Source organism: Streptomyces sp. NPDC044002 (assembly GCF_056434525.1).
Genome location: NZ_JBWKEZ010000081.1, coordinates 25,219 through 31,365, shown reverse-complemented (window position 1 = coordinate 31,365; position 6,147 = coordinate 25,219). Strand labels below are relative to the sequence as shown.

Sequence of the window (6,147 nt, the reverse complement as noted above, 5' to 3'; positions counted from 1 at the left end):
GGGGGGGAGGAGGGGTGGGGGGGGGGAGTTGTGCCCTCCGGGGGGGTTTGTGGTGTTTTGTGGGGGTTGGGGTTTTTCTCCCCCCCCCCCCCCCCCCGACAGGGGACCATCCGATCCCATCTCAGCTCGCCATATGCGAGCAAAAGGGGTGCATTGGGCTTCCGTGGAGCTCATGACCGACCCAAGACGGCAGTCGGCCGCCGAGACCGGAGGAGCGCGTGGCGATCTGTTGCGCCCATGCGCTCCCTGGGCTGCCCTGTTCGTCCTCTCGTGCGGGTAGCCGGGCCACGGCTCGGAATCTCGACTGCTGAGGGCCCGGATGCCCGGCGGGCCGGCCCCCGGCCCCTCGACTGGTCCCTGAGGCGCCCGTCCCTCCTCCTCTGGACCGTGCCGTTTCTTTGGGGGTTTCCCGGCAGTCTTTCGGCTTTCCGGTGCGGGTCGGTCGGTCAAGGGTGGCCGAAGGCCATCGCGTAGCGACGCGACGAAGGAGCGCCCTTGAGGGACCGGCCCGAACCGGAAGGACGATGGGACTGACGGGAAGCCCCCAACCCTCCCTGAGGCCGTCCAGGGGGATACCCCGCCCCGCGCCACCCCCCGACGCCCCCGACCCCCGGTCGGTTGCAGGTCTAAGTCCCCGACGGGGTGGGGCAAACGTCCCGGGGGCGGTGACAAGCCGCACAGGGCAAATCGGACCTACTAGGAATTGTCGTAGGTTTTGCTGTCCTGGTTTGTCCCTGCGTACGTGCAGTACGGGTGCCGTCAAGAGCGTGGAGATCCACCGCGCGGCTACGAGTCGGGGTAGTAAAAGGGACGTTTGGGGAAGCTCGGGGGCGCGGGTTACCAAGGTGGGGCAAGCCCGGCAGTGGCGGTTCGGTCCGCAGCGCCGGGATCTTTCTTGCCCGAAGCACGCCCTTGTCCCCGGCCCCGGAGGTCTCCACATGTCCGCGAAGCGCGTCAGCACCCGCCGTACCCGTATCGCCGTCGCCGCCACCGGTCTCGGTGCGCTGCTGGCTCTCGGGGCCGGGACGACCGCCGCCTTCGCCGACGAGGCCCCCAGCACCCTGTCCGTCTCCGCCGAGGTCGCCGCCGTCCAGGCCCAGGCCGAGGCGCAGGCCAAGGCCGCGGCCGCGAAGACCTCCCTGTGGGCCAAGCCCGTCGACAGCTACACGCTGTCCGCGACCTTCGGCAAGGGCGGCAGCATGTGGTCGCACAAGCACTCCGGCCAGGACTTCGCCGTCCCGACCGGCACCAAGGTCAAGGCCGCGGCCGCCGGTACCGTCGTGAAGGCCGGCCCGAACGGCGGCGGCGACGGTCCCGCGTACGGCAACGCCATCGTGATCAAGCACGCGGACAGCACGTACTCCCAGTACGCGCACCTCTCGCAGATCCAGGTCAAGATCGGCCAGAAGGTCTCCGCGGCCCAGCAGATCGCGCTGTCCGGCAACACCGGCAACAGCAGCGGCCCCCACCTGCACTTCGAGATCCGCACCACCCCGAACTACGGCTCCGCCGTCAACCCGGTGGCCTTCCTGCGGAACGCCGGCGTCACCATCTGATTCGCCCTCTGACCCGCCTGAGCGGGCCGGCTCCGGTCAGATCAGCCAGGAGTGGGTCGGCTTGGTCTTGCCGAGCTTGTTGTTCTTCAGGCCCGTGATCTGTTCCTGGCTCAGCGCCTGGTCGAAGATCCGGATGTGGTCCAGCGGACCCATCCACGCGGCGCTCCAGATCCCGTGGTGGCGGGCCCGGCCCAGCTGGAGGGGGCCGGGGCCGGCCCAGATTCCGGAGACCTGCGCCTGACCGGCCTGCTTGTCGTCCACCCAGAGCGCGATGGTCTTCTTCTCCGCGTCGTAGGTGCCCGTCAGGAGTGCCCACTGGCGGGTCGTGTCCACGTTGTCCGCGACGACCTGCTGGGCCGTGGCCGCCTGGCCCTTGTCCCCGGTCTGCACCCGGAACACCCAGGCCTTCTTGCCGCCCACGATCTCGAAGCCCAGCTCGAAGGAGTACGAGTCCCCGTCGCCCTGGCTGACCGCCATGCGCGGCCCGGTCTCGGACACGTTGAAGGCGCGGGTGGAGACGGTGAAGCTCTTCGTCACGTCGACGGCGGCCTCGGCGCCCTGCGCGTAGGAGTCCGGGGCGCCCTTGAAGCGGACCTCGGTCCGGGTGGCCAGTTCCCCAAGTGAGGCTCCCGGGCCCAGGGCTATGCCCATCTTGCCGTTGCGGTCGCGCAGCAGGTTCGGTTCGCCCGGCACGGTGGGGGAGTCGTCCTCGGGGTTCTTGCTGCCGTCCGGGGCCTTCGTGGGGCCGCCGGAGGCGCTCGGGGAGTCCGAGGCGGCGACGGCCGGCGGGTCCTTCGGGTCGTCGTCGGAGCCGTTCAGTACGAAGAACCCCGCGCCGCCCGCCACCAGGACGAGGGCGAGCGCCCCGATCCCGACGGTCAGCCGCTTGCGCTTGCGCTGCTGGGCCTCGGTGGCGTCGGCCATCGCCTGCCAGTCCGGTGTGGACGGGGAGGGGAGGGGCGCGGTGGCGGGGGAGGGAAACGGTTCCTCGGGCTGGGCCGGAGGCGGGCCGAAGCCGCCTCCCGCCGGCTGTCCCTGCGCGGGCCCGTAGGGGTTCGGCGTCTGCGGCGGGAATCCGTAGCCGCCGCTCCCCGAGGCGGGGCCGGGCTGGGGGCTGTTCGGGCGATCCGTACCGTCAGTCATGGCAGGGATGCTAGAACATCGCCGGGAACGGAGGTCAGCCCGGTATCTGGATGATCGGGAAGCTTCCCGTCGCGGTGGGGGCGTGTTCGGGCAGCCAGAGCACCGCCACCGCGCCCGCCGCGGCGCCCTCGTTCTCCGCGCCGCCCCGGGCCGCGACGTTGCGGAAGGTGAGCCGGGCCCCCAGGACCCGGGCCTGCCCCTCCGCGATGGTCAGGCCGAGTCCGTGGCCGACGCCGGCCCGGTCCGTGGACCCGGTCCGGAAGCGGCTGGGGCCCTCGCGGAGCAGTGCCTCGGGGAAGCCCGGTCCGTGGTCCCGGACGCGTACGACCCGACCCTCGACGTCGACCTGGATCGGGGCGCGCCCGTACCGCATGGCGTTGGCCAGCAGGTTCCCCAGGATCCGCTCCAGCCGGCGCGGGTCCGTGCTGACGATCTCGTCCGCGACGACGCGTACGGAGGCGTCCGGCATCAGTGCGGCCACCCGCCGGGACACGAACTCGCCCAGTGCCACCTCCTGGAGCTCGGCGCGCTCGGACGCGCCGTCCAGCCGGGCGACCTCCAGGACGTCCTCGACCAGTGCCCGCATGGCCTGTGCGCGGTCGCGCACCAGCTCGGTCGGCCGGCCGGGGGGCAGCAGTTCCGCGGCCGTGAGCAGTCCCGTCACCGGGGTGCGCAGTTCGTGGGCGATGTCCGCGGTGACCCGGCGCTCGGCCTCCAGCCGCTGCTGGAGGGCGTCGGCCATGGCGTCCACGGCGCGGGCCAGGTCGTCGGTCTCGTCGCGCACGACGCCGCCGACGGCGTCCCGTACGCGTACCTCGGGGTCCCCGTGCGCGACGCGCTGTGCGGCGGCCGCGGCCTCGCGGAGCCGGCGTGAGATCTGGCCGCCGATGAGGACGCCCATCGCCGAGCCGCCGATCACGACGGCCAGGGAGCCGACGACCAGGGCCCGGTCCAGGTCGCGCACCATGTTGGCGCTCTCGCGGAACGGGTGGTGCATGGAGAGCACCTGGCCGTTGCCGAGGGGCACGGCCGCCCAGACCTCGGGAACCCGCTTCGGGGACTCGTGGATGTAGGTGCCGCGCCGCCCCGAGCGGGCCTTCTCGCGCAGCTCGGCGGGCAGGTCGGGGTCGTTGATCTTGGCGCCCCAGATCGGCTTGCGGCCGGCGTCGGGGGTGCGGGCGATGTACTGGACCCGCTCCAGCTCCTGGTCGCGGGCGCTCTCCAGCATCGACACGCGGGCAGCGCTGTGCACCACCAGGCTCAGGGCGAGCGCGGTGAGGGCGCCGACGGCGGCGATGGCGAGCGTGATCTTCCAGCGGATCCCCGTACGGAGGGTGACTCGCCTCATGCGGTTCTACTCATGCCTTGAGCTTGTATCCGAAGCCTCGGACCGTCTCGATCCGGTCCTGTCCGATCTTGGTGCGCAGCCGCTGCACGTGGACGTCGACGACGCGGGTGTCGCCGCCCCAGTCGTAGTCCCAGACCCGTTCGAGGAGCCGGTCGCGGGACAGGACGGTGCCGGGTGCGGAGGAGAACTCCAGCAGCAGCCGCATCTCGGTGGGGGTCAGGGCGACGGGGGCGCCGGCCTTGCGGACCTCCATGCCCTCGGTGTCGACTTCCAGGTCGCCGAAGGACAGCACGCCGCGTTCGTCGGAGCCGTCCGCGTCGGCGGAGCCGTTCGCGCCGTTCTGCGGGCCGCCGGCGTGGCCGAAGCGGCGCAGCACGGCGCGGATGCGGGCGACGAGGACGGAGCCGTCGAAGGGCTTGGTGACGTAGTCGTCGGCGCCCGCTTCCAGGCCGAGGACGACGTCGATGCTGTCGGCGCGCGCCGACAGCATGATGACGGGGACGGTGGACTCGTCGCGGATGCGCCGGCAGAGGCTGACGCCGTCCATGCCGGGGACCATCACGTCGAGGAGGGCGATGTCGGGCCGGTCCGCCCGGAAGGACTCCAGGCCCGACAGGCCGTCGGGCATGGCGGTGACCACGAACCCGTCGCGTTCCAGCGCCAGGGTCGTGGCCTCGCGGATGACGTCGTCGTCCTCCACGAACAGCACGTGGGTCTCGGCCATGCCCAGCCTCACTCCGGTTCCATCGTCGGTGGGTCAGTCGTTCTTCTGCGAGACGGCCGGGGCCGGCTGCATCCCGGGGTTGTAGACGCTGCTGTACTCCGAGTGCACCCGGTCCTGTTCGGCGAACCGTTCGCCGTTCCAGCGGTACGTGATCACGTCTTCGCCGGACGGTTCGGAGGGGGCGGCCTCGTGCCCGTACACGGGCTTGCTGACGACCAGGTCGCCCCGGTCGATCTCCGCGTAGACGGGCTTCTGCTCGTCCGTGAACACATTCTCGTATGCGGAGCCGTTCGACCGGTACACGTACGAGCCGCGGCCCAGGGCGTCGGCGCAGGACAGGACGTTGACGACGACGTCGACGACGGTGCTGCCGGTGATCTTCCCGTAGCTCACGTCGATCGGGTACTCCTTGCCCGTGCAGGGCTTCAGGTCCCGCTTGATCTCGGCGCTGACCTTGGGGTCGGCCTTCAGCAGGGCGACCGGGTCGACGCGCTTGACCGGGCTGCCGGTGGACGCGGCGGCGGAGTGGCCCGGGGCGGGCGGCTTGGTGGGGCCGCCGGTGGGCTGGTTGCTGCGCGCCACCGGATCGGTGCGCGCGGGGCCGCCGTCGCGCAGTCCGGTGCCCCCGGCGGAGCACCCGGCCGCGAACAGCACTGTGCCGACGAGGACCGTGGTCCCCGCCGACATGAGTACCAGCGAGCTTCTGCCGCTCAGACTTTGGCCGTTCAGGCCGCGCACCGCTCCCGCCCCTCGTAGCGCGTGGTGTGGTCACCGCGTTCCAGGGCACGCATGTCCAGGTCCCGGCTCTCCAGCTCCTGGCGGAGCCGGGCCAGGGCGCGGTGCAGTGTGCTCTTCACGGTTCCCGCCGACATACCGAGCGCCGCGGCCGTCTCCTCGGTGCTCATCTGCTCCCAGTGTCGCAGCACGACGACGCTGCGCTGCTTGGGCGCGAGCACCTTGAGGATGTCCATGAGGAGGGCGCGGTCGGCGCGCTGGTCCGAGCCGTCCTCGACGGAGGCGTCGGGGAGCTGCTCGGTGGGCACCTCGTCGAGCTTGCGGGCCCGCCACCACTCGGTCCGCGTGTTGATCATGACGCGGCGCAGGTAGGCGTCGGCGAGGGACTTGTCGGCGATGCCGTCCCAGCGGCCGTAGGTGCGGACGAGGGCGGTCTGGAGCAGGTCCTGGGCGTCCGTGGGGTCCGGGACCAGGCGCCGTGCGCTGCGCAGCAGGGCGTCCTGCCGGGTGCGTACGTACTCCTCGAACTCGAGTACCTCTCCGTGCGCCATGCGTACCGCCTCCACTGCGTCCCCGTCTCCGCTGTCTTACGGATCCGAAGTTACGGAGGGGTTGTCACGGCACTGTGCGGGTCAGCCTGC

General features: G+C 71.7%; 6 protein-coding genes. 1 reads left to right on the top strand and 5 read right to left on the bottom strand.

The features are described 5' to 3' along the window. The first annotated feature begins 938 nt into the window (after positions 1-938). The gene (locus AC07A6_RS36525; RefSeq protein ID WP_478779990.1) at positions 939-1,556 is read left to right on the top strand and encodes a M23 family metallopeptidase; all 618 of its coding nucleotides are present in this window, start codon (positions 939-941) and stop codon (positions 1,554-1,556) included. Between the two features lie 36 nt (positions 1,557-1,592). Here AC07A6_RS36525 and AC07A6_RS36520 read toward each other — a convergent pair whose 3' ends face one another. The 5 genes from AC07A6_RS36520 to AC07A6_RS36500 are packed head-to-tail and all read right to left on the bottom strand — an operon-like array spanning position 1,593 to position 6,057. Beyond that, positions 1,593-2,699 carry a LamG-like jellyroll fold domain-containing protein gene (locus AC07A6_RS36520; protein ID WP_478779989.1) on the bottom strand — a complete coding sequence of 369 codons (1,107 nt, stop codon included), beginning with the start codon at positions 2,697-2,699 and terminating at the stop codon, positions 1,593-1,595. A 34-nt stretch (positions 2,700-2,733) separates the two neighbouring features. Then, a complete protein-coding gene (gene cseC / locus AC07A6_RS36515; RefSeq protein ID WP_362473900.1) occupies positions 2,734-4,047 on the bottom strand; it encodes a two-component system sensor histidine kinase CseC in 1,314 nt (437 codons plus the stop codon). Between the two features lie 10 nt (positions 4,048-4,057). Beyond that, on the bottom strand, positions 4,058-4,771 hold the full coding sequence (cseB, locus tag AC07A6_RS36510; RefSeq protein ID WP_478779988.1) for a two-component system response regulator CseB: 714 nt from the start codon (positions 4,769-4,771) through the stop codon (positions 4,058-4,060). Positions 4,772-4,804: 33 nt separating this feature from the next. Next, positions 4,805-5,458 carry a hypothetical protein gene (locus AC07A6_RS36505; protein ID WP_362473894.1) on the bottom strand — a complete coding sequence of 218 codons (654 nt, stop codon included), beginning with the start codon at positions 5,456-5,458 and terminating at the stop codon, positions 4,805-4,807. 38 nt (positions 5,459-5,496) lie between these two features. Then, positions 5,497-6,057, bottom strand: a complete 561-nt coding sequence (locus tag AC07A6_RS36500) for a SigE family RNA polymerase sigma factor (RefSeq protein WP_007264805.1) — start codon at positions 6,055-6,057, stop codon at positions 5,497-5,499. Positions 6,058-6,147: the final 90 nt, after the last annotated feature.

Excerpts from the sequence above, each read along its gene's own strand:
- cseC (WP_362473900.1), bottom strand. The coding sequence starts at position 4,047 with ATGAGGCGAGTCACCCTCCGTACGGGGATCCGCTGGAAGATCACGCTC.
- AC07A6_RS36525 (WP_478779990.1), top strand. The coding sequence starts at position 939 with ATGTCCGCGAAGCGCGTCAGCACCCGCCGTACCCGTATCGCCGTCGCC.
- AC07A6_RS36500 (WP_007264805.1), bottom strand. The coding sequence starts at position 6,057 with ATGGCGCACGGAGAGGTACTCGAGTTCGAGGAGTACGTACGCACCCGG.
- AC07A6_RS36520 (WP_478779989.1), bottom strand. The coding sequence starts at position 2,699 with ATGACTGACGGTACGGATCGCCCGAACAGCCCCCAGCCCGGCCCCGCC.
- cseB (WP_478779988.1), bottom strand. The coding sequence starts at position 4,771 with ATGGCCGAGACCCACGTGCTGTTCGTGGAGGACGACGACGTCATCCGC.
- AC07A6_RS36505 (WP_362473894.1), bottom strand. The coding sequence starts at position 5,458 with ATGTCGGCGGGGACCACGGTCCTCGTCGGCACAGTGCTGTTCGCGGCC.